Below are 23,466 nucleotides of genomic sequence, written 5' to 3'. Positions count from 1 at the left end.
TATTAAAGCCTCCCCCAAATTACCTATGATGCGTAAAACGCTTAACCATGAAGAGAGCACTACTTATTCTAGCTATTATTTTATTAATTTCAAATAAAGTCAAATCCCAAGAGGATATTATTGGCGATGCGTTATGGAAATATAAATTAGACCTAGAAGGCATTAACAAATCTAGAGTTCAAGATGACCAGTTTGAATTAACATTCAATCCTAGAACACTTAATTATTATTTCGGCAATATCCTGACAAATTATATCGCCACTCCCGAGACTCCCGCAACAAGAGAATGGACAGCAGTTCTTAATAGTGAATCAAATTCTGTAGAGTTTGGCTACTCATTTGATTTACGAGATGGAGCACTAACCGATTACATTAAACAACTTTACTATGTAGGTCTAAGGGCTCAAGCTGAGAAAGAGGGCTCTTTCTTCCCATTACTAGATATTGGGGATGTTAACAGCAGTTATGGAGCGGATTTGAGATTCACTAAAATTTTCTCATTTAAAAGGAGGTTTAAACCCAAAGCCGGTTCTAGAAAGAAAATACAAGATTTTAGAAATAATCAGTTGTGGGGAAAAGTCAGAAGTAGTTTAGAAAATGAAGCTTCAGTAGACACTAAAAAAGCCAACAATACGATCGCGAAAACAATGAATGACTTTATTGAAGCAAACGAACTGGACTTAAGAACCATGATTTTCTGGTTTAATTTGAGGGCTTTTCTACCAATTAATCAAGTTGATTACACCTACATAGAAAATGAGAGTATTTACATGGAAGAAAATGAACTTTCGGAAGAGTTTAGAAATTGGAGTTTTACAAGTTCATTAAATGGATTATTGAAGTACAAAAAATGGAGTGGAACTGCCTCCGTTATTTTTAATTATTTCAATAATAACAACATACTGACCAAGGAGATTACAAAAACAACATTCACCCAATTAGTGGAAAATCCGACTGATGATTTTATTCCTTTGAAGACAAAACAGGTTTTTGTCGGAGATTACGAAGAGTTTTGGACCCCTCAAATTAAGGGAGAGATTACCACTCTTTATAAAAAAACCATTGGTTTTTCTATAGCAGGTGAATTTAATACGGGTGAATACTATGAAAACCGAGATGTTGGAAGGAAAAACTGGAAAATGGGTATACCAGTCAGTTTAAAGGATAAAGATGGAAAAAGTACTATAAACTTTGAGATTCAATGGCGAGAGCTTAATGGAGATCATTTTGTTGGTGTTAGATTAGGGAAAACATTCGGAAGCTTCATTGATTAACGAACTTGGCTTCAAAGGTCTACTATATAGAAAATTCTACTGTAAAGGCTAGATGATTAAATAAGACCTTCCCCGATAATAGGAAAATTGAATACATAAAGTACTCCCCTACTAAATTCGAACATAACTTTTAAAACAGTTTTCAGAAGGGTTAACTGCAATTAAAAAACTCCCTGAAAAGCACCTAGTTAAAAAGAAAAAACCACAACAATCTAGTTTACAAGACGTTGTGGTTTTATATAGAGGTCCCACCTGAGTTTCATTTGCGGGGCAAATGAACCAGAGAAGAACCTTTTTGTTTCCTGTTGTTTATTAACTCGTAAATTTTTGGGTGTCCGAATTGAATGCCCCAACTTAAACATATTGATTTATATAAGCTTGTATATCAGAAATGATATGTGACTCCTGTAATTTCATGTCTGCCTTTTTATCCCTGCTTCCTACTAACATATAATAGGTTAAGTATAATCTCTTTTTCTTGGCATCATAGTTCAGATTCTCGAGAGCACCGAAAACATGATAGATTCTCTTTAAATGATATGGCGTTTGATATTCATTTGAAATTTTGGAAATGTTGTATGAATTCAAATAGGAATAAAATTCTTCTTCCTTTGTTAATCCACAAAAGGCGAGAATAAAAATTCTAAATAGAACAAAACCTGTCTTAGATGAATCATACCACTTGCTATTTTCATTTTTGTTAAGTCCTTTTAGGAATTGAGACGCACTATTAAGTCCGCTTTCCCCCTGACTAAGCAAACAAAAAATGTATGCTTCATAAGACCAGAATGAAAGATTATGTATTTGATCTTCTCTATACATATTCGCGGCTTTAGTATACTCTTGCTTCAACCAAAAGTATCTTGCTTTGGCTAAATTAAATTCTCTGAAGTCTTTTGATTTATGCTGATCATTTATCTCTGTATTCTCCAGAATTTGAAGCACTCTGTCAAGATCAGGCGAGTCCAGGCTACACAGGATACTACATAACATAGATCGTACATGAATAGACTGAGGATTCTTCTCAAATGCCTTATCCCTCAGAACAAGTGCTTTGTCAAGAAAACCTTGTTTCCAAGCAATAATGGACCAAACTAATAGTGATTCATCAGAAATAATCGGGTTATCTAAGAAGTCTCCATCAACAAGATCGTCCCATGTTTGACGACTTCTACTATCATAAACATTTTGAAGGTCAATTATTCTAGAAATCATATCAAGAATCTCTTCATTCTTGGATTCAATTTTTCTTTTCAGAAAGATTGCTTCATTTTCAATGCTAGTTTTAAAGTCAGATTTTAACTGAATTATTTCAGTTTCATTCTTGGATTCAGTACTTAGAATTGTTTCTTTCAAGGATTTGTGTTCACCCTGAAGAATTATATAATCCTCTTTTATTTGTTCTAGAGTTTTCCTAATACCTGCATCCCTAAGTAAAATGGAAACACCAATTGCCAATACACCTAAACTTATTGTGGTAATTACGGAAAGTGCAGCCCACCATTCTGCCGATGGCGTTATGAATTCTAAGGATTCAATAAGCTCTGGATAAACATACAGTGCAGCACCAACAAACAGCAAAGAAAGAAATACGCTAATTATAACATTTATTAAGTTTTGATATCCTTTCATTGGGCTACTTTTTTTGTTAATGAATAAACGTTTAAGAAATCGTTCTGAAGTAGTAATTACTACTGATTTACATATTATTCTAGGATAAAGTTCACTATTTACTTTCCATAATCAACTATATAACCTGAGCTACTAGTAATTCACAAGTCTAGCTAACAAAAGTTTTGGGTAACTTGACCGGACTCCGGGTTAATTACTCCAAACGAATTCCCTACTTTGCAGAAACTTTAAAGCTGTTAAACAATAAAACTATTTTTCCAGTACCGCTGGGGCAGACCGAAAGAGGTTAAGGAAATATCCCATTACTCCATGGCCGAGAATTTCAGCATCCCGGTAACAACAGTTTTGAGCACCCCGGATAGATGATAGGAACTTGCAGTTTAGCACCCTTTCAATGTATGGAGTTTAACTCAGTTTTTTATGTTTTTCGCAGGCCCCTGATTGATACCCAGGAGATTATATTAATCTATAATACATCTTTTTGATCTCAGCTGCTATAACTGCATAGGTGGGCTCCAATATCAAAAAAAATGCCCATTATACTATTCCGCAACAAACTCCTCGGCTTCATTAACTCTTCTCATTTCATCGCTACCTTTTAGTTCGATAAGTCTATTGAGCATTACGGTCATTCTATTTTCAACTCCCTCTATTCCAACGCCAATCGTCCTAAAGTCATCCTCTCTTAACATTTGCCTAGCTCTATCATCTATGCCTTGGCCCTTATTGATAGATTTTACGAGTTCTTCTGCTTTATCTAAATAGAATGTGTATAACTGCGGAACATTCTCTATTGAAGAGTACGTATCTATAAAAAACCAAATCGTGTTTAGCAATTTTTCTAGATCAGTCAGCATCAGGTTTAAGTTCCTAATTCCTTTTTTTGCATCCTCTTCAAATCGAGACTTTAATCTATTATAAGCTTCACTTCCTTGAGCCACGTGACTTATATCCTTTCGACATTGGTTCGTCTTGTAATTCATGTATTTCCTCCACCCCCCATTGACTAGGTTATTCCTATCATTAACGGATTCTTGAACAACGCCGAACATGTGGAGAAGCATGTTCATCGATTGTTCAAATCGTACATAGGTCATTTGAACTTTGTGTTGTCTATATAATTCCCGGTTAGCCAACATCTGAGCCTCGAATGACTTGTAAACCAAAAAGGCGCCTAATAGACCTACAAATGGGGCTGAAGATCCCCCTATTGTATCTCCTATTTGGCCTGTTTCTTTGAAGGAAATAATGGAAAATTGAGAGAAAATAAGTGGGGCAAATAGTGCCATTGCGAACAGAAGTATAAATATTCCCCATTCCCACCATTTCATATTAATTATATGTAAATACCCCTCCTTCTTTTTTTTAGAATCGTCCATTTTAGTTTTTTTGGTATAAAGAGAGTCGTTTATTAGAACATTCCCATGAATGCTAGTACGACCCCTACATTATAGGGGTTATCAGCACAAAGATTACTAATCCCCAAAGATTGTCATTCATTATATCTATTCGAAATCTTATCTGTCTCAGATAATATATAGTTGCTAAGTCTATCTCCCTTTGAGTCTATTCGTCCCGCTCGTGGATAAACTTATAAAGTGAGGTATCAATTCCTTTTTTTGAATCGTTGGTGCTAATTGCCATTAGAGCTTTTTTATTAGGCTATAGCGCAATGTAAGACAATTTAAGAACTGTCCGAAATTCCCTACTTTTCAGGGTCAAAAGCATATGGTTGTTGTACACAAAACAATAAAGTCATGAAGATCAATGTCTTACAGGGCTTAGTGTGGTCCCGCCTGGGATTCATTTGCGGAACAAATGGACGAGAGAGGGCCGAGCGATCAAAATAAGTCCGGTGGACTTATTTTAGCGAGGAGCCAGCCGGTGCGCTGGCCTCGCTTGCGCGAATCGCCTTAATTCTTGTCCATTCGAAACCTCAAGCGAGCTCCACTTTCTTCCAGAAAGCAAAAACCCACGCCGATTGGCGTGGGTTGGCTGCTTGATGTGGTCCCACCTGGGCTTGAACCAGGGACCCCTTGATTATGAGTCAAGTGCTCTAACCAGCTGAGCTATAGGACCCGGATCTGCTGGCGCAGATCATTTTAAAAATTCCAAAATCCAAATTCCAAAACTGAGAAACTCAGAAATTGGGAGTGCAATATTACCACAAATTCCGCGGGGGCACAAGGGTTTTTGGCCTGTGCCGGAGGGCAGAACGATTTATTCTGGCCAGGTGACCTTTAGTTTTCCTCCTCGAGTATCTCCTGGCATAATTCCACCAGCACCCCTCCTGCGGTTTTGGGATGTACAAAAGCCACCAACTTGTTATCTGCACCGCGCTTGGGCACCTCGTTGAGCAAGGTAAAGCCCGCCTCCCGGAGTCGTGCCATTTCGGCCTCGATATCGGCAACGTCAAAGGCTATATGGTGAATGCCTTCCCCCTTCTTGTCGAGGTATTTGGCAATGGGGCTATCCGCGCTGGTCGCTTCCAGTAATTCGATCTTATTCGGCCCGGATTTAAAGAAAGAGGTACGCACGCCTTCGGAGGCCACCTCTTCCATTTTATACGCGGGACTCCCCAGAAGTGCCTCAAACAAGGCATTTGATGCCTCGATGTCCTTAACTGCAATCCCGATATGTTCTATTTTGCGCATACACTGCTGCTTTACTACTAAATTAAGGACTTTGTACGTACTTTTGCCCTGTGGAAACGCAAAGACAAAAGAAAATCGCCGGGGTTATCCAGAAGGACCTGGCCGACATTCTCCAACGGGCAGCCGTTGATGGGGGTCATAAGGGGGTGATCATCTCTGTGTCCAAGGTTAGCGTAACCACAGACCTCTCCATTGCCAAGGCCTACCTGAGCATTTTCCCCTCCAACCAGGGAGCTCCCCTGGTCAAAGGTATCCAGGCCGAAAGCGTAATGATCCGACACGAACTGGCCCGGCGCACGAAGAATCAACTGCGTCGCGTCCCGGAACTCTCCTTTTTCCTGGACGATTCCCTGGACTACATCGAAGACATTGAGAAGTCGCTGAAAGAAGGGGACGATCCCATCGAAAACCCCGACTTGCTCCCGCGTCGCAAAAAGTCTTAAGGCTTGAACGTCCCCCTGTATATCGCCCGGCGCTATGTGCGTTCCAAAAGCAGCCAGAATGCGGTAAACATCATTAACATGGTCACCTTTGCCGTGACCGTGATCGGGAGTGCAGCCCTCTTCATAGTGTTGTCGGGGTTCTCCGGCCTGCGCACCTTTAGCCTTTCGTTCAGCAATGCATTTGATCCGGATATGAAGGCCATGCCGGCTACAGGGAAAGCCTTCACTTTTGGGCAGGACATGCAGGATGCATTGGATGCCCTGGAGGGCGTTGCCTCGTATTCCAAAGAACTGGAGGAACGCGTGTACCTGACCCACCGACAAAAAAGCATGATCGCCTATCTCAAAGGGGTAGACGACGCTTATGCCGAAACTACCGGTGTGGACCGAACCCTCTATATCGGGCAATGGAACCTGCAGAATCAGATGGGTGTTGCGGGAATCGGGATCCTGAACGAACTCAGCATGGCTGTTGAGGACTATCGCAGTCCCCTGATCGTTTTAGCCCCCAAGCCCGGGAAGGGAAACTTGTCGCCCCAGGGCTTTGGCGATAAGCCTTACAACCAAATGGCCCTGGTCATGAGCGGGACCTATCAACTGGAAGAAAACCTCGACAAGAAATACATCTTTACCGAGCTAGGCGCTGTTCAGGCCTTGCTGGAACGGGACAGCCTGCAAATTTCAGGAATCAATTTTAAGTTCCGGCCCGAGGCAGACCCCGAACAACTCCGCAGCGAACTCTCCGACATTCTGGGCGAATCGGTAATCCTCAAAGATCGCCGGGAACTCAATCAGACGCTCTATCGCATGCTGAATACGGAAAACCTGGCGACCTATCTCATCTTTACCCTGGTGCTGATCATTGCCTTGTTTAATGTGGTGGGCGCCATAATCATGATGATCCTGGACAAACAGCAGCATTCGCGTACCCTCTATTCCCTGGGGCTTTCCGTTCGAAAGATCCGGCGCATTTATTTTCTGCAAGGGGTGCTGGTTACCAGCCTGGGAGGCGTGCTGGGTGTGCTCATCGGAACGCTCCTGATCGGATCCCAATTGCTTTTTGGTTGGTTCATGATTACCCCCACCCTGGCCTATCCGGTAGAATTCAGTTGGTGGAATTTCTGGGTGGTGCTCCTGACTATTGTGGTGCTGGGAGTTATCGCTGCCCGGATTGGCAGTAACCGCATCAATAAGAAATTACTCGAAATTTAAGCCGGGATTCAAGCAAAGACGTGGTCCCCGAAAACCTCAAGGGCTTCGTCAAAAGCGGCAAACACATCGGCGGCATCGTCACTGGTTACCATGCGCATCCGATAGGGTTTAAAGTTGGGAATTCCTTTAAAATAGTTGGTATAGTGGCGGCGCGTTTCCAAAACGCCCAGCTTTTCCCCTTTCCAGGCGATGGACATTTCCAGGTGCCTGCGGGCCGCTTCCACCCGAGCCATCATATCCGGTGGTGGCAGGTGCTCGCCAGTCTCAAAATAGTGCTTCACTTCCCGGAAAAACCAGGGATAGCCTATGGAGGCGCGACCGATCATGGCCCCGTCTAAACCGTAGTCGTCTCGCATGCGAACCGCAGCTTCAGGACTGTCCACATCCCCGTTTCCAAAAACAGGAATGTGCATTCGCGGGTTATTCTTAACCGCTGCGATCGGTTTCCAGTCGGCCTGGCCCTTGTACATCTGAACCCGGGTACGCCCGTGTATGGAAATCGCCTGAATGCCTACGTCCTGAAGGCGCTCGGCAACCTCTACGATCTTGATGGAATCGTGGTCCCAGCCCAGTCGGGTTTTAACGGTTACGGGTAAGTGGGTACGCTTAACCATGGCCTCGGTGAGTTTTACCATGAGGGGGATGTCGCGAAGGATTCCAGCCCCGGCATTTTTACAAACCACTTTCTTTACCGGACACCCGAAATTGATATCGATGATGTCGGGCTTGGTGGCCGTTACAATATCGATGGCCTGCAACATGGAATCGAGCTCGGCCCCAAAAATTTGTATGCCCACAGGACGCTCTTTCTCGTAGATATCGAGCTTCATGACGCTCTTTGCAGCATCCCGGATTAACCCTTCGGAGGAAATAAATTCCGTGTACATCACATCCGCCCCCTGCTCTTTGCACAGGGTACGAAAAGGCGGGTCGCTCACGTCCTCCATGGGAGCGAGCAACAGGGGGAAGTCGGGAAGTTCTATGGGTCCTATCTTGACCATCCTGAGCGGTTTAGCGGGTACAAAATTACAAATCAGCAGGAAACCGGGGCGAAATTACTCGTCGGCGATGCGTTTTTGTTCGTCATTTCTTTCCCCCGTTCCGGAATTTTCCAGGCGGAAGTTTCCAAAATTATAGGTAAAAGAGAGGCGGACAAACTGGGTTTCGGGTTGGTAAAAAATCGAATTGTCCTGGTTGGCATAACGCGAAGTAAAGGTGGCATTTGCGCGACCCAAAAGGTCTTCCGCCACCAGGGAAAGCCTTCCCCGGCCCTCCCAAAGACGCTGGGTGAGTCCGACATTCAGGCTTATTGTTTCCGACATTTGGTAAGACCCGAGTAAAAAGCCGCTGATATAGACCAGGGTTACCTCCCCGGTCAGATTTCCATTTGCGCTCAGGTCCAGGTAATTCCCCAGATACCCATAATACCCCGTTACCTCATTCTTGAAGGTTTCGATGTCGCTTTCAAGGGCCATAAAGGTCTCTGCCTCATAGAAAAGGGAGTTGTAGGAATACAAACTCCAGAACGGGAAGAGGGAAGTAGAAACCGTCAGGTCCACGCCGTAAGAAATACTTTCTTCAGCATTCTGATTGATTTCCAGCAGGGTCTGGTTAAGGTTGTCCTGGAAGGAATAGCTTCCGATATAGGCGCCGTTGTCCCGGTAATAAAAGTCCAGGTAAACTGTGTTGTTCAGACTGAGGTTCAGGTTAAAATTTTGGCTGAATGCCGGAACCAGGTTGGGGTTCCCTTCTGAAAAATCGTTTTCATTGAGAAAGAACCGAAACGGGTTCAGGTCTGCATAATTAGGTCGGGTGAGCTGACGGGAATAACTCAGCGCCAGGCTGTGGTCCTCGTCAAGATCCCGCTGCAGAAAAACTGAGGGAAACCATTCCGTATAGCTTTGGCTGTTGATTTCGTTCAGGGTCAGGGATCGCGCCCTTACCTCGGTGTGCTCCATGCGGAACCCCAGTTTCAGGGACCAATCGGCCCATCTTTTGTCCATGCTGGCGTAGGCTGCATACACATTCTCATCGTATTCGAAGCGGTCGGAAAGGGCTATATCAAAAGGTGGCTGGGAATTGTTTACGTCGAAAAAATCGATGCGGTTTCGAGTCCGGATTACCGAGCTCTTTAACCCGGTCTCCAGACCACCTGAAGGAATCGGATTGTAAAGGTCGGCCTGAGCAGTAAGGATGTCGATGTCTTGTTCCGCGTCTGTCCCGAATGAAAAGCTTCTGATAAATGCACCGGACGGATCAAAATAATCCGAAGTACCCTCCTGCAGGCGTTCCAGTCCGGAGCGTGTAAGGTGAACATTGGTTTTGAGGTTAGCGCCTTCCTCATTGAAATCCCGACGGTAATTGAGGTCTGCGGAAAAATCGAGCCGATCGTCTTCCAGGCCTGTGGTGGTTTGCAAGGTGGAATCCAGGGCGCCCTGCCCGTTGCGCATCATCGTTTCCAGCTGATAATTGCTGACCCGGTTGGGGGAATAGTTCCAGTTTCCGGCCAGGCTTAGCCGATCTTTGGGCGATGCCTGATATTCCAGAAGGATGTTCGCTTGCTGTCCCCAGGACCTGCGGGTGCGCTCAGATTCCCGGTTCCATCGTGCGAAATTCTGGTCGGCATCGTCAATGAAGTTTATGTTGGCTTCCTCTTGCCGGACTTCCTTGCGGGGGTTAAAGCTGTAATTTCCGAATACAGAAAACCTCCCGGATTTATAGTAATGGCTGGTTGCCGCGCTGTACTTGGGGAAAATGGCCGTGGTCTGTGAGAGGGTAATGCTCCCTTTATATCCGGGAACAATATTTTGGCTGGTGCGGATATTGATAACGGGGCCATCGTCTGCTTCGAAACTCGCCGGGGGTACCGGGATTACCTCAACCGAAGAAATGATATCCCCACTCAGGCCTTTAAGCAATTCCAGCACCTCAGAAGGGGCTAATTGCACCTTGCGGTCGTTGAGATAGACTGAAGCCGGCCGGCCCCGGATTTCCAGGTTATCTCGGGCTGTGATAATCCCGGGGGTGCTTTTGAGGATGTCCCAGGTGGTTCCCTGACTTACCGCGGTATTTTCGACCTGAAAGATCAGGCGGTCGGCGGTGCGTTGAATTATGGGTTTGCGGGCGGAGACTACGACCTCCTCGAGTTGTTCGGAATCCGGCTCCATAATCAGGGCGCCAATCCGTATTTCTCCCCGGATTTCCAGGGGGACCCATAAGGATCGATAGCCCAGATACGTGGCGGTAAGGTAGTAGAGGTCGGGTTGCAGGTCGCGAATAATGAAGAAGCCCGTATCGTCCGCAGAACTGCCCTTGACGGCAACGCTATCGGCTGCGGCCAACAAAACAACGTTCGCATAGGGCATGGGGTTCCCATCAACATCCCGTACAAAACCGGATAGTTCAGCGTTCTGCCCTTGCAGGCAAAAACAAGTCATGACTGCCAGCAGTAGGGGGAGTCGCATGGTCATGGCGGGTTAGTTACTCGCTAATATAGCCTTTTTAGGCCGGGCCTGACCGTGAGAAAATAGCCGGTTCGATAAACGGCTGGGAGAAAGCTGTGGGGTTGGCTAAAATTGTATCGAGCGGGAAAGTTCTTCGGTTCCCCGCAGCACCGTAACCGTGGTGGTATCTCCGGTTTCATAAATGGACAGGGCGCGCATATAACTCATCATATCCACAACCGTACTGTCTCCAAGCTGAATCACGATGTCTCCCTTTTGCAAACCGGCGGCCTGGGCGGGTTTGTCTTCGCTTACCCCATCTATCCGCATGCCTTTGCCATCGAAAAGGTAGTCGGGAATCACCCCAAGGGCCACCTTAAATCGGGGAACTTCTTCGCTTTCGTTTTTGGTTTTTCTAAAAGCCAATTCGCCCTCATTTTCCAGAGTTTGTACCAATCGGAAAACATAGTCGGAGATACTGCGCATCCCCTGGTAATTCAGTTTCTCAGAATCATCCGAAGGCCGGTGATAATCTTCGTGTTGCCCGGTGAAAAAATGCAAAACAGGTATGTCCTGCAGATAAAAAGAAGTGTGATCCGAGGGGCCTACGCCGGACTCACGTAACACCAGGTTAAACCCGGGATTCAGCGTGTTGAGCAACTGGCTCCAGGTGGGTGTGGTACCTGTCCCGCTAATCGACAAGGTGCTGTCGGGTTTCATCCTGCCCACCATGTCAAAGTTGATCATATAGCTGACGTTGTCCAGGGAAACGGTTGGGTTCTTGGCAAAATAATTCGACCCCAGCAATCCCATTTCTTCGCCGGAAAACCCGATAAACAGGTAATTGTCTTTGGCGTCGTCCCAGGAAGAAATTTTATTAGCCAGGTCCAGCAATACTGCTACCCCGCTTGCGTTGTCATCGGCTCCATTGTGGATGGCGGGTTCTCCCCGGTGCAACGAACCCTCGCCCCCGTCGCCCAGGTGGTCGTAATGCGCTCCGAGAATAACCGTACGCTCCCCTCCATTATCGATAAATGCCAAAACATTACGGCCGGTGATGCTACTATCAGAGGCCTCCCCGAATTGCACCTCGCTATGCGGGTCCCGACGTGGCGTAAAGGTAAAATCCTGAAAATACGACCCGTTATCTCCACCCCCTTTTAAATCCAGGTCCTTTAACCGCTTTTCCAGATAGTCGGCAGCCATGCGCGCGCCCGGGGTTCCGGTTTCCCGGCCCTGAAGGGAATCACTCGCCAATAAGGCAACATCCTCTTCCAGGCTAACCGGCGTTGGCGATTCCTTGCAAGCGACTGCGAATAAGAGAAATCCTGCTAAAAAAATGCGGTACTTCATGGCTTCCTTATATTTTTGCCTAAAATTACGCAACCCAATGAGAATTTCACTCCTCTTCCTGATCGCCTTTTTAATCCTGTCCTGCAAAGAAAATCCCAAAGCGGGAGAAGATGCTGGAGAAAGCCTGATGGCTATGGATTCGGATACCCTCATTTACCCGGGAGAAACGCATTTCAAATCCCTGAGGCAGGTAACTTTTGGAGGAGATAATGCCGAAGCCTACTGGAGCTTTGACGATCAGCAGTTGATTTTCCAATCGAACTATTCCGAGTGGGGGCTGGAGTGTGATCAGATGTTCGTAATGGGCGCCCGGGAGCGTTTTGAAGATCACAAACCGCCCATGGTCAGCACAGGATTAGGGCGTACAACCTGTGGCTATTTCCTTCCGGACAACGAGCATGTGGTCTATGCCTCAACGCACCTGGCCGGAGATCCCTGCCCGGAAGTCCCCCTGAGAGTCAATGGTAAATACGTATGGCCTGTTTACGATAGCTTCGATATTTTCGCCGCCGACCTCCAGGGTAACATCACGGCTCAGCTTACGGATTCTCCGGGCTACGATGCCGAAGCTACTGTTTCCCCTAAGGGCGATAAAATAGTCTTTACCTCCGATCGGAGCGGGGACCTGGAATTATACACCATGAACATCGATGGCTCCGATGTACAACAAATTACCGATGAACTGGGCTACGATGGGGGTGCGTTTTTCTCCCCCGATGGTTCCCAGATTATTTTCCGGGCCTCCCGCCCAAAAACGGAGGCTGAGATCGAAGAATACAAGTCCTTACTGGCCGAAGGTCTGGTGATGCCCACAAATATGGAGCTGTTTATTTGCGATGCCAATGGGGACAACCTGCGGCAGCTAACTTTTCTGGGTAATGCCAACTGGTGTCCGTTCTTTCATCCTGATGGGGATCGCGTGCTCTTTGCCAGCAATTATGAGGCTGAGGGAGGATTCCCGTTTAATTTATACATGATCGGAACGGACGGAACCGGATTAAAGCGGGTAACCCACGGTAAGACCTTTGATGCCTTCCCTGTTTTCTCCAATGACGGAAAGTACCTGGTTTTCTCCAGCAACCGCAATAATGGAGGGACCCGGGATACGAATTTGTTTATTGCCGAATGGCAGGATTGAGCCCGCAATCTGCTATCTTTGCGCCCTAGTTTATAGCCCTGCATGAAGCACATCCGGAATTTTTGCATCATCGCCCACATTGACCATGGGAAAAGCACCCTGGCCGACCGGCTGCTGGACCATACCGGTTCGGTAACCGATCGGGAGAAACAGGACCAGCTGCTCGACAATATGGATCTGGAACGGGAACGCGGTATTACGATCAAGAGTCACGCGATCCAGATGGAATATGTCTATGAAGGGGAAACCTACGTGCTGAATCTCATCGATACTCCGGGCCACGTAGACTTTTCCTATGAGGTAAGCCGGTCTATCGCCGCTTGCGAAGGCGCGCTGCTTGTAGTCGACGCCGCCCAGAGTATCCAGGCGCAAACCATTTCCAACCTCTACCTCGCCCTGGAAAACGACCTCGAAATTATCCCGGTACTGAACAAAGTGGATTTGCCCAGCGCCAATCCGGAGGAAGTAACCGACGACATTGTAGATCTGTTGGGATGTAAACCGGAGGAAGTTATTCCAGCCAGCGCCAAAACCGGCCTGGGTATTGCCGATATCCTGAAAGCCATTATTGAGCGGGTCCCGGCTCCGGAAGGAGATCCTTCCGCCCCCTTGCAGGCCCTGGTTTTTGATTCGGTTTACAATCCTTTCCGCGGGGTGGAAACCTATTTCCGGGTCATGAACGGGGAAATCAAAAAAGGCCAGAATATCAAATTCGTGGCCACCGGGAAAAAATACGACGCCGACGAAATCGGAACCTTAAAGCTCAAGCAACAGCCCAAGCAGAAAATTTCCACTGGAGATGTGGGCTACCTCATCACCGGGATCAAAGATGCTCGGGAAGTAAAGGTGGGAGACACGATCACCGATGCCGCCAACCCTACTACGCAGGCAATTGCCGGATTTGAGGATGTCAAGCCGATGGTTTTCGCAGGAATCTATCCTGTAGACACCGAAGACTTTGAAGAATTGCGCTCTTCCATGGAGAAGCTGCAGCTCAACGATGCTTCGCTGGTCTTTGCGCCGGAAAGCAGTGCGGCACTGGGCTTTGGATTCCGATGTGGATTTTTGGGGATGCTCCACATGGAGATTATCCAGGAACGCCTGGAACGGGAATTCGACATGACTGTAATCACGACGGTGCCCAACGTGAGTTACCTGGCGTACACGACTAAGGAGCCCGAAACCCCCTTGATCGTGAACAATCCTTCCGACTTGCCGGAGCCTTCCACCTTAAGCCATGTGGAAGAGCCCTACATCAAGGCAACGATTATCACCAAGGCAGATTTCGTAGGCAATGTAATGTCGCTTTGTATTGATAAGCGCGGGCAGATTACCGGGCAAACCTACCTGACCCAGGACCGGGTAGAGCTCACCTTTGATATGCCCCTGGCCGAAATTGTCTTTGATTTTTACGACCGCCTGAAAACGGTTTCCAAGGGGTATGCTTCCTTTGATTATAGCCCTATCGGCATGCGCACCTCCAAACTGGTGCGGGTGGATATCCTGCTGAATGCCCAGCCTGTAGACGCCCTGTCTGCCCTGGTGCATTTTGACAATGCCTACGACATCGGGAAAAAGATGTGTGAAAAGCTCAAGGAGCTCATCCCAAGACAGCAATTCGACATCCCGATCCAGGCAGCTATCGGCGCCAAAATTATTTCGAGGGAAACGATTAAGGCGCTTCGCAAAGATGTAACCGCCAAGTGTTATGGAGGTGATATCAGCCGGAAGCGTAAACTACTGGAGAAACAGAAGAAGGGTAAAAAGCGGATGCGCCAAATCGGGAATGTAGAAATCCCGCAGCAGGCCTTTATGGCTGTCCTGAAGCTAAACGATTAATTCCCTTAGTCTGGCGTCCTCACGACTCCGCTATTCCTCCTTGTCGTTGTCAATCACCTGACCCAGGTATACCAATTTATAGCCTTCAGTAATATCGGTGAAGTCCTTGGAGAAGGACGGGATTATGATGAGGTCTCCTCCGGGCTCCTTCAGGAAGAGCGGGATAATGTTGTCGTCTGCCTTCGTGATTTCGATAAGCCCCTCGTAGTGCTGTGTGTCCTTGAGGTCTATTTCATTGACCGATGGATTCCGGCGAGCCGCTTCCATGAGTTTTACAAAGTCGTCTGTATGCGAAAACAGGCCTTCCTTGGGATTGTTTTCAGGATCGTTCATCTCGTCGGCATCGACCAGGCGAAAAGAGCCGTGCTCCCCAAACTGATCCTGGAATTTTTCCATGGCGTAGCGGTTGATGTCCGCGTTGGGAGTCATGGTCATTAAGTAACCCACATCGCTAAGCTCAATATTGTCCTTAAGCGTGTCGGAATAAATGTCCTCATTGAGTGCATCCAACCCAAGATTTTTGGCCTTCTTTACATTGGTTGGGTTGCTGTCGATCAGCACAACGTGCCGGTTGTTCTTTTGCAGGTATTGGGCGATAAGGCGGGCCGGCTTGGAAGCGCCGACAATCAAAATACCCTCGGATTTCTTCAGGAATACTCCAACCAGCTTGGCAAACAGACGGGCTGTAGTGGCATTGAGCAGGACCGTCCCCAATACAATGGTAAAGACCAGGGGCGTGATATATTCTGCCCCGGGTTCTCCGGCGGCCAATAACTTGGATCCAAAAAGCGAGGCGATACCGGCAGCGACAATTCCCCTTGGGCCTACCCAACCGATAAAGAGCTTTTCCCTCATTTTCAAATCACTTCCAGCTGCACTTAAAAAGACCCCAAGTGGCCGGATCAAAAAGACGATAACCAGGAAAAGTGCAGCCATCTTCCAATTGTAGACCAATTGCATGTCTTCTAACTGGATGTTCGCCGCCAACAGGATAAACAGAATGGATATCAATAAAACACTCAGGGATTCCTTGAAATAGAGCAGCTCTTTGATGTTAGGCAGGTTGATATTCCCCATGACCAGGCCCATAACCACCACGGCCAGCAGCCCCGACTCATGGGCAAAAATATCGGACTCCACGAACACCAGCAGCACCACCGAAAGGGATACTACGTTGAGCAGGTAATGCGGTATAAAATTGCGTTTGATGGCAAAGGCCAGCCCGTGCGCAAAGGTGAACCCGAAGGTGAAACCAAAAAGCAGGATCTTCCCGAATTCGATCAGGGCCGTCATCGTGTACTCCTGCCCTTCTCCAACACTGATAAATTCAAAGACGAGTACTGCAGCCAGAGCCCCTATAGGGTCGATGAGGATCCCCTCCCACTTCAATACGGCGGACAAGTCTTTTTTCAGGGGGATGTTACGCAGTATAGGCGTGATTACAGTTGGGCCTGTTACGATGATCAGCGCGCTGAATAAAAACGAAATCTGCCAGCTAAGCCCAAAGATGAAATGGGCGGCAATACCCGCCCCAAAAAAGGTAACCAGCGTTCCAATTGTTATAAGTTTGGTGATTACCGGCCCTACATTGGCTACCTCAGATTTCTTGAGGGTCAGGCCCCCTTCGAACAGGATAATGCTGATGGCCAGCGATACAAAATAATACAGGCCGTCCCCCGGGAACAGTCCTTTTTGTCCGTTCCAAATAGGCTCAATAAGTTTGGTGCCGTCTTCTGTGTACAGTGTAGATATCGGACCCACTAACAACCCAATGAGGATAAGCGGGAGGATTGCAGGAAGCTTCAGGCGCCAGGCTACCCACTGAGCTATAATTCCCAGTATTACTATGCCCGCTATTTCAATCATCAGTTGGTCAGTTTCAAAATGGTAGAATTCCAAAAATAGGGAATTCGTAACTTCGAGCGACTACAGGAAAAAACAAATGACGCTCTACCCTATCGAAACCGGAAATTTTAAGCTAGACGGCGGTGCCATGTTCGGCGTTGTCCCCAAGAGCCTCTGGCAACGCACCAATCCGGCAGATGCCAACAACATGATCGATTTGGCAGCGCGCAGCCTCCTGATCGAAGACGGAGACCGGCTTGTCCTGATCGATACTGGTCTGGGCAATAAGCAATCCAAAAAGTTCTTCAGTTATTACTATCAGTGGGGGCCACACTCTCTGGATCGCTCCCTGAATATAGCCGGATTCAGCCGTGAAGACATCACTGACGTTTTCCTGACCCACCTGCATTTTGACCACTGCGGGGGCAGTATTGAGTGGAACGATGACCGCAGCGGATACCGGCCCGCCTTCCCCAGGGCTAAATTCTGGAGCAACCGGGACCATTGGGCCTGGGCAACCCAGCCCAATGCACGGGAAAAGGCCTCCTTCCTGAAAGAGAATATCCTACCCATGCAGGAGAGCGGACAACTCCATTTTGTAGACCGTGGACCCGATGCGTACCAGCCCGAAAGCGAATTGGGTTTTGGTATTCTCTACGTCGACGGACATACCGACAAACAGATGATTCCCCACATCCGTTACAACGGGCAAACCCTGGTGTTTATGGCCGATTTACTGCCAACGGTAGGTCACATCCCCCTGCCTTATGTAATGGGCTACGACACCCGGCCCTTACTTACGCTGGGTGAAAAAGGAGCCTTTCTGAAGCGTGCGGCACAGGAAAATTTTATCCTCTTTTTTGAGCATGACGCCCACAACATGTGCTGCACGGTAAAAGAAACCGAAAAAGGCGTTCGGCTCGACCGTACCTTTCCACTACAGGAAGTGCTTTGAAATTCGTAACTTGCGACTGTATGAATAAGGGACGAAAGTCAAGAGCTGCTTCACGTGCGAATAGCATCCCATCTCAATGGGCGGGGGCAGCCAAATCCAGTAACCTAGCCTTCCAGCGTCCCGCAGTTTAATTGTAATATCTATGAAGACCCCATTGCTTCCCTTAAGGAAGTTCTATCTCCTGTCCGGAGCGATACTGCTGTCGGCTTGCGGGGGCACCCAGTTGGTGCAAACCCCAATGGAACAAATCGATCAGGTCCCCCTCAAGGTGGCCGAACTTTCCGAAACTGAAAAACAGCGCTGGAATAAGGCCGACCTCATTACAGACACCATTCCCGGAATGAGTGTAGATCGCGCCTATGCCGAACTACTGGGTAAACTGAAAAGCCAAACCGTTGTGGTTGCAGTCATCGACACAGGCATAGATCTGGAGCATGAAGATCTGGACGGCGTCTTGTGGACGAACCGTGGTGAACGCCCGGGAAATGGAAAAGACGACGACAACAATGGCTATGTCGATGATGTCCACGGATATAATTTCCTGGGGGAAAGCCATCACGAGCAGATGGAAGCCGCCCGCATTCTCCGCCTTAAGCTGGGGGATGCTTCCCTTCAGGCCAGGGCCAGACAACGGCTGGATGCCGACCGGGCCGAAACTCAGAGCAACAAGCAGCGCTACGAACAAATCCTGCAGGCGGTCGAAAACGCCGATAAGGCGGTAAAAGCCCATCTGAAAAAAGACACCTATACCAAGTCCGATGTAATGGGTATCAAAACAACGGATCAGACCCTGGCACAACACGTCTCTGTGCTGCGGCAGATGTACAGTTTTGAAGACACTATCGATGCGGTAATGGAACAACTCCGGGATGGTATCACCTATTTTACCGGACGCCTGAATTATCACTTCAATGTAGACTTCAACGGTCGGGAGGCCGTGGGAGATAACCCTTATGACTTTTCGGATCGCGCCTATGGAAACGGCGATCCAAGCCCAAAGGAGGCCTCGGAAGACCATGGCACCCACGTAGCCGGAATTATCGCTGCTGAACGCAATAACGGCAAAGGCGCACAGGGTGTGGCCGATGATGTCGAAATTATGGCGCTAAGGGCTATCCCAGACGGGGACGAATACGACAAAGACATTGCACTGGCTATTCGGTACGCCGTAGATAACGGCGCCTCAATTATCAACGCGAGTTTCGGGAAACCCTTTTCGCCAAACAGCGATTGGGTCAAGGAAGCCCTGACATATGCGGCTGAAAACGATGTGCTTTTTGTTCAGGGAGCAGGTAATGACGCCCTGGACCTGGACAAGCCGGAAAACCTCCACTTCCCACACGACCAGGTGGGCACCGGGCCGGAATACGTAAATAATGTCCTGACAGTAGGGTCCCTGGACAGCGACTACGGTTCAGAGGTGGTGTCTTCTTTTTCTAATTATGGAGGAGTGACGGTGGATATCTATGCGCCCGGTGGTGACATTTACTCCACGGTACCTTACAGTAAGTACGAATATCTGGGAGGAACTTCTATGGCTTCGCCCGGAGTTGCCGGAATCGCTGCCGTGCTCCGATCCCGCTATCCCAGCTTCAGCGCTTCGGAGATCAAGCAAATTATCATGGATTCCGGGCTCACGCTGAAAACCCCGGTGGTCCTGGGGGAAGGTGGAAGCGTAACCCGGCCTTTTGCCGAAGCTTCCAAAAGCGGTAAAATCGCCAACTTGTACAATGCCCTGATTCTGGCCGAAAAGGTGAGCCAGGGAGTAGAATCATTAAGTAAATAAAATCGCAAACACATCCGAAAACTCATGAATCGACTTGTAATATTCACCCTGCTTTGTTCCGCAATTGTTTCCGCCCAAGGCAATAACGGCTACTGGCAACAGCACGCCGACTATAAGATGGAAGTAACCATGGACGTCGAAACTTTTGGTTACACCGGAACGCAGGTCCTTACCTATACGAACAATTCCCCCGATACCCTCAACCGGGTGTTTTACCATATGTATTTCAACGCCTTCCAACCGGGTAGCGAAATGGATATGCGCCTGCAGGCCATTGAAGATCCGGATGGCCGGATGGCGCGGGACGGGAACAGCCGTATCGCCGCATTAAAACCTGACGAGATCGGATTTTTGCGCGCTTCCTCTTTAAGTCAGGATGGAGCCCAACTGCAACCTGTACTGGAAGGTACCGTGCTGGTTGTTCCCCTTGCCAAGCCTATCTTGCCGGGGAGTAAAACTACCTTTGAAATGTCCTTTGAAGGGCAGGTCCCCGTACAGATCCGGCGTTCTGGGCGCAACAATGCAGAAGGGGTTGCCCTTTCCATGAGTCAGTGGTATCCTAAAATGGCCGAGTACGATTTTGAAGGTTGGCACGACGACCCCTATATCGCCCGGGAGTTCCACGGGGTTTGGGCGGACTTTGACCTGAAACTAACCATTGACAAAGACTATGTGGTGGGAGGAAGCGGATACCTGCAAAACCCCCAGGAGATAGGTCATGGGTACGAGGCTCCGGGCACTACGGTGGCGAAGCCGAGGGGGAAAACCCTGACCTGGCATTTCAAGGCGCCTATGGTGCATGATTTCATGTGGGCTGCAGATCCGGAATACCGGCACGATACCCTGGAAACAGAAAGCGGTACGACCCTGCATTTCTTCTACAAGGACGATCCTGAAATCCTGGAAAACTGGAAAAACCTCCAACCCAAAACTGCGGAAACCCTGGCTTTCTTTAACCGGAACATCGGGCCTTATCCGTATAAACAATACTCTGTTGTACAGGGCGGTGACGGGGGAATGGAATATGCCATGAGCACCCTGATTACGGGTAACCGTCAATTTGGGAGCCTTGTGGGGGTTACCGTGCACGAGATGGCGCACAGCTGGTTCCAGCATGTCCTGGCGACCAATGAGTCCAAACACGAATGGATGGATGAAGGCTTCACGTCGTTTATCTCCTCCCTGTGTATGAACGAAATCATGGATCGTGGCGAAGAAAACCCATTCGCCGGATCCTACCGCAATTACTACTACCTGGTAAACTCCGGGCGGGAACAGCCGCTGACCACCCATGCCGACCGCTACGATTTCAATACCGGGTATGGCGTTTCAGCCTACAGTAAAGGGGCCGTGTTCCTGGCGCAGTTGGGCTACGTGATCGGGCAGGATAAACTTATGCAGACCATACGCCGTTATTATGACGACTTTAAGTTTAAACACCCAACGCCTAACGACATTATCCGCACTGCGGAGAAGGTGAGTGGAATGCAATTGGGTTGGTATCTGACCGATTTTGCACAGACCACAAATACCATTGATTATGTCCTGGAATCTGTAACCGCCGAAGGGGACCAAACCCGTGTAGTGCTCAGTCGCAAAGGCCTGATGCCTATGCCTATTGACCTGGTGGCCGCTTTTAAAGACGGTTCGCGCATGTCCTACTACCTTCCCCTGCGTATGATGCGGGGAGAGAAGGAGAATCCCTATCCAGGGATGCAACGGGAGGTGCTGGGGGATTGGCCCTGGGCGCAACCGCGCTATGAGTTCCTAATCGATAAGCCAATTGGTGAGATCGAAGCCCTCGTCATAGATCCTTCCAGCCTTATGGCGGACGTCGATGCCGAAAACAATTTCTGGCAAGCGGGAGAATGAAATGTCCGGCCTGAATTTCCCGAAAAGTGAACGGTTAACGCACAAACAGCTATGGAGCGCTGTATTTGAGCAAGGGAAGAGGCTTAAAAGCTTCCCCCTGCAACTCTACTACCTGAAATCCGGGCACGCGCTGGACTCCCGGATTCAGGTTGGGATTTCAGTGCCTAAAAAACGCTTCCCGAAGGCAGTAGACCGGAACCGAATCAAGCGCCTGTTGCGGGAACATTACCGGCATAAAAAGCAGGAGGTTTTTAACAATACGGAGGGAAGCTATGCGTTGGTTATTTTATACCTTGGTAAGGAACTGCCCGAAAATGCTGAAATAAGTGCAGCACTGAGCGAACTTATCGACAAATTCCTCCATCATGAAGCATCTGCTAAAACGTAAAATTCTCGTACCTGTACTGGCGTTTGGAATCCTGGTTACCACCGCCAGTTTTAAGAGCGACTTCTTTGAAATCGCCAAGCAGATCGAAATTTTCACCACCCTCTTCAAGGAGCTGAACATGAACTACGTGGATGAGACCAATCCCGCAGAACTCATGGATAGCGCGATCAAAAACATGCTCTCGGAGCTGGATCCGTATACCGTGTATCTGAACGAGCAGGATGTAGAGGCGTATAAAATCAGTAATGCCGGGGAGTATTCTGGAATCGGAGCCCTGGTGCGCTCCTATCAGGATCGGATGGTCATCGTGGAACCCTACAAGGGGTATCCCGCCGATGAAGCCGGTTTAAAAGCCGGAGATGAAATCCTGAGTATCGGCAATATCTCTGTTGCGGATTTCCGGGACGACGCCACCGAATTACTAAAAGGAGCAAATAACTCTTCGGTGTCCCTGACCTTCAAAAGGCAGGGGGAAGTTAAAACCACCGAGGTTAAAAGGGGCGCAATCGAGGTCGATGCGGTACCCTTCTACCGAATGGCCGACCCTCAAACCGGTTATATCGTGCTTTCCCGTTTCAATTCCAAAGCCTCAGAACAAACCGAGTCGGCCCTGAGGGATTTGAAAGAGCAAGGGGCGCAACGGATAATCCTGGATTTGCGTGGAAACCCGGGGGGCCTGCTTTCAGAAGCTATTAATGTCACCAATTTATTCGTTCCTAAAGGGGAGCGCATTGTGACGACGAAGTCCAATGTTGAAAAATTCAACCAGGAATACAAGACCCGAAGAAAAGCTGTGGACACCGAGATTCCCCTGGCCATCCTGGTCGATGGCAGGAGTGCTTCGGCCAGTGAAATCGTTGCCGGAGCCTTGCAAGACCTGGACCGGGCGGTAGTGCTGGGTGCACGGAGTTTTGGAAAAGGGCTGGTGCAACGCCCACTGAAACTCACCTATGGCACTCAATTAAAAGTTACCATTAGCCGTTATTATACCCCATCGGGCCGCTGTATCCAGGCGCTGGATTACCGCAATCGGGACGAAAGCGGGAAGGCGATACGCAACACACAATTTCAAGAGTTTAAAACCCGTAATGGACGGAGCGTACAAGATGGTGGTGGGGTAATGCCCGACCTCGAAGCGGGAGCCCTGGGAACTAACCCCCTGATCCGGGCGCTGCTCGATCAGCACCTGATCTTTGACTACGCCACGGATTATTACTACAGCCACACCATGGAAGATGCTGCGGGCTTTGAGCTCTCCGATAAAGATTTTGAAGACTTTATTTCCTCGGTCGGCGCCAGTGATTTTGCTTTTGAAACCAAGACGGAAAAAGCGCTGCGGGACGCCCTCACCGCCAAGGAGGAGGCGGTTTTCAATTCGGCTATTGAATCGGATATGGAATCCTTGCTGGAGGCTGTCGAAGCTGCCAAACTAGACGCCATCCGCAAATACAAGCCGGAAATCAAAAAGCAACTCCAGGATGAGATCGTCAAAAGGTACTTTTACCGGGAAGGCCTGTATGCGTACTATATCAATGGGGATACCGCCATTGCGGCTGCCCGGGATTTGCTGGCCGACACCTCGAAGTATCGGGATATCCTGCAGTAATTGAGAATTGAGTAATTTAAGGCACA

General features: G+C 48.3%; 17 protein-coding genes and 1 tRNA gene. 10 read left to right on the top strand and 8 right to left on the bottom strand.

All coding sequences use genetic code 11. The annotated features are described in order from the left end of the window. Positions 1-47 precede the first annotated feature (47 nt). Positions 48-1,274 (top strand): hypothetical protein, encoded by a 1,227-nt coding sequence (locus BM318_RS05910; protein WP_092981451.1) that lies wholly within the window; start codon positions 48-50, stop codon positions 1,272-1,274. Positions 1,275-1,628: 354 nt separating this feature from the next. Here the strand turns inward: BM318_RS05910 and BM318_RS05905 are convergent, their stop codons facing one another. The 4 genes from BM318_RS05905 to mce all read right to left on the bottom strand — a co-directional run bounded on the left by BM318_RS05905 (position 1,629) and on the right by mce (position 5,560). After that, positions 1,629-2,906 (bottom strand): hypothetical protein, encoded by a 1,278-nt coding sequence (locus BM318_RS05905; RefSeq protein WP_092981449.1) that lies wholly within the window; start codon positions 2,904-2,906, stop codon positions 1,629-1,631. Positions 2,907-3,448: 542 nt separating this feature from the next. Beyond that, the gene (locus BM318_RS05900) at positions 3,449-4,285 is read right to left on the bottom strand and encodes a hypothetical protein (protein WP_092981447.1); all 837 of its coding nucleotides are present in this window, start codon (positions 4,283-4,285) and stop codon (positions 3,449-3,451) included. A gap of 626 nt (positions 4,286-4,911) precedes the next feature. Beyond that, positions 4,912-4,985: transfer RNA gene (locus tag BM318_RS05895), tRNA-Ile, on the bottom strand. A gap of 161 nt (positions 4,986-5,146) precedes the next feature. After that, positions 5,147-5,560, bottom strand: coding sequence for a methylmalonyl-CoA epimerase (gene mce, locus BM318_RS05890; protein ID WP_092981445.1), 414 nt, complete (start codon positions 5,558-5,560; stop codon positions 5,147-5,149). 50 nt (positions 5,561-5,610) lie between these two features. On the opposite strand from mce, the gene rbfA reads away from it, so the two are divergent. Both rbfA and BM318_RS05880 read left to right on the top strand, forming a co-directional pair. After that, positions 5,611-6,003 (top strand): 30S ribosome-binding factor RbfA, encoded by a 393-nt coding sequence (rbfA, locus tag BM318_RS05885; protein WP_092981443.1) that lies wholly within the window; start codon positions 5,611-5,613, stop codon positions 6,001-6,003. Between the two features lie 3 nt (positions 6,004-6,006). Then, positions 6,007-7,215: an ABC transporter permease gene (locus BM318_RS05880; protein ID WP_092981441.1), complete on the top strand. Its 1,209-nt coding sequence runs from the start codon at positions 6,007-6,009 to the stop codon at positions 7,213-7,215. A gap of 8 nt (positions 7,216-7,223) precedes the next feature. Here BM318_RS05880 and dusB read toward each other — a convergent pair whose 3' ends face one another. The 3 genes from dusB to BM318_RS05865 form a co-directional block, all read right to left on the bottom strand. Further along, positions 7,224-8,216, bottom strand: coding sequence for a tRNA dihydrouridine synthase DusB (gene dusB, locus BM318_RS05875; RefSeq protein ID WP_092981440.1), 993 nt, complete (start codon positions 8,214-8,216; stop codon positions 7,224-7,226). Positions 8,217-8,270: 54 nt separating this feature from the next. Beyond that, a complete protein-coding gene (locus BM318_RS05870; protein ID WP_092982095.1) occupies positions 8,271-10,679 on the bottom strand; it encodes an outer membrane beta-barrel family protein in 2,409 nt (802 codons plus the stop codon). Positions 10,680-10,784: 105 nt separating this feature from the next. After that, the gene (locus tag BM318_RS05865) at positions 10,785-12,011 is read right to left on the bottom strand and encodes a M28 family peptidase (protein WP_092981438.1); all 1,227 of its coding nucleotides are present in this window, start codon (positions 12,009-12,011) and stop codon (positions 10,785-10,787) included. Between the two features lie 37 nt (positions 12,012-12,048). Here BM318_RS05865 and BM318_RS05860 point away from each other — a divergent pair, with 37 nt between their 5' ends. Together BM318_RS05860 and lepA are read left to right on the top strand one after the other, a co-directional pair. After that, positions 12,049-13,149 carry a TolB family protein gene (locus tag BM318_RS05860; protein ID WP_092981436.1) on the top strand — a complete coding sequence of 367 codons (1,101 nt, stop codon included), beginning with the start codon at positions 12,049-12,051 and terminating at the stop codon, positions 13,147-13,149. 42 nt (positions 13,150-13,191) lie between these two features. Next, positions 13,192-14,988 (top strand): translation elongation factor 4, encoded by a 1,797-nt coding sequence (gene lepA, locus BM318_RS05855; protein ID WP_092981435.1) that lies wholly within the window; start codon positions 13,192-13,194, stop codon positions 14,986-14,988. A gap of 30 nt (positions 14,989-15,018) precedes the next feature. On the opposite strand, the gene BM318_RS05850 is transcribed toward lepA, so the two are convergent. After that, the gene (locus BM318_RS05850) at positions 15,019-16,854 is read right to left on the bottom strand and encodes a cation:proton antiporter (protein ID WP_092982094.1); all 1,836 of its coding nucleotides are present in this window, start codon (positions 16,852-16,854) and stop codon (positions 15,019-15,021) included. A gap of 76 nt (positions 16,855-16,930) precedes the next feature. On the opposite strand from BM318_RS05850, the gene BM318_RS05845 reads away from it, so the two are divergent. The 5 genes from BM318_RS05845 (at position 16,931) to BM318_RS05825 (ending at position 23,440) form a co-directional block, all read left to right on the top strand. After that, positions 16,931-17,788: an MBL fold metallo-hydrolase gene (locus BM318_RS05845; RefSeq protein ID WP_092981433.1), complete on the top strand. Its 858-nt coding sequence runs from the start codon at positions 16,931-16,933 to the stop codon at positions 17,786-17,788. Positions 17,789-17,930: 142 nt separating this feature from the next. After that, a complete protein-coding gene (locus tag BM318_RS05840) occupies positions 17,931-19,574 on the top strand; it encodes a S8 family peptidase (protein WP_092981432.1) in 1,644 nt (547 codons plus the stop codon). Between the two features lie 24 nt (positions 19,575-19,598). Next, on the top strand, positions 19,599-21,446 hold the full coding sequence (locus tag BM318_RS05835; RefSeq protein ID WP_092981431.1) for a M1 family metallopeptidase: 1,848 nt from the start codon (positions 19,599-19,601) through the stop codon (positions 21,444-21,446). Beyond that, a complete protein-coding gene (gene rnpA, locus BM318_RS05830) occupies positions 21,412-21,834 on the top strand; it encodes a ribonuclease P protein component (RefSeq protein ID WP_245759753.1) in 423 nt (140 codons plus the stop codon). Before BM318_RS05835 ends, rnpA begins: the two co-directional genes overlap by 35 nt. Next, complete coding sequence (locus tag BM318_RS05825) at positions 21,812-23,440, top strand: S41 family peptidase (protein WP_092981430.1); 1,629 nt, start codon at positions 21,812-21,814, stop codon at positions 23,438-23,440. The genes rnpA and BM318_RS05825 overlap by 23 nt, the downstream gene beginning before the upstream one ends. The last annotated feature ends 26 nt before the right edge of the window (positions 23,441-23,466 follow it).

Origin of the sequence: Robiginitalea myxolifaciens, from assembly GCF_900115205.1 — a bacterium.
GTDB classification, from domain to species: Bacteria; Bacteroidota; Bacteroidia; order Flavobacteriales; family Flavobacteriaceae; genus Robiginitalea; species Robiginitalea myxolifaciens.
This window is presented reverse-complemented; position numbering and strand designations above follow the sequence as displayed.